Source organism: Bradyrhizobium viridifuturi, from assembly GCF_001238275.1.
Taxonomy (GTDB): Bacteria; Pseudomonadota; Alphaproteobacteria; order Rhizobiales; family Xanthobacteraceae; genus Bradyrhizobium; species Bradyrhizobium viridifuturi.
Window position 1 is genome coordinate 1 of sequence record NZ_LGTB01000132.1, and the last position, 600, is coordinate 600.

Here is a 600-nt window from a genome sequence, read left to right on the forward strand (position 1 = left end):
GGACTTGAAAGATCGACTTAGCCAAATCCAAGCCTACCGTGATAATCTTTTCCATGGAACGGTCCTTCCTTTGTGGCGCCTCTCTACGCGACCACGTTAGGCACTTTTGATGCCGGTTCGAAGGGCCGTTCCACACCATCAATTATATCGGACTCTAATCCCGCACAACCTTGACGAAAAAATGCTACCAAAAGTAGCGCGCTGGCAAGCGCCCTACGCGCTGCGCAGGATTCTGTCTCGTTCACCGTTTCCCGCTTCTTCGCGATGTACTCGGCGATCTCGGCAAGATCTTCGCGCCCGGACATGTAGGGGACCATGTCCTGCAGATGCGCCAGGATTCGGAAGAAGGTCGGACTGACGCAGGAGGGATTTGCCCTGCGCTTCTCTGTAAAGCTGGCCATCCTGCGAGATCGGCAGCAAGGGCAATATGCTCCTGATCAGACCGAGCGCGCCTATTTGACGATTATCGACCGTGATCCGGTCGCGGTGGAGCGCCCGCTCCCGCAAGAGTGTGAAGCCGCCTGAGTGGCAGGCACAGCGGCCGACTCAGACACCCGGCAAACCATACATCCGAGCCTGCCGGCTATTTTTCGTTGACGG

Annotated in this window: 1 protein-coding gene; it reads right to left on the reverse strand. The window is 57.0% G+C overall.

Going from position 1 to position 600, the window contains the following annotated elements; translation table 11 throughout:
- Positions 1–83: 83 nt before the first annotated feature.
- On the reverse strand, positions 84–401 hold the full coding sequence (locus ALC15_RS40955) for a hypothetical protein (RefSeq protein ID WP_128089753.1): 318 nt from the start codon (positions 399–401) through the stop codon (positions 84–86).
- Between the last annotated feature and the right edge of the window lie 199 nt (positions 402–600).

What these genes read in the sequence shown, in the direction of transcription:
- ALC15_RS40955 (WP_128089753.1), bottom strand. Translation starts at nt 401, where the DNA reads ATGGCCAGCTTTACAGAGAAGCGCAGGGCAAATCCCTCCTGCGTCAGT.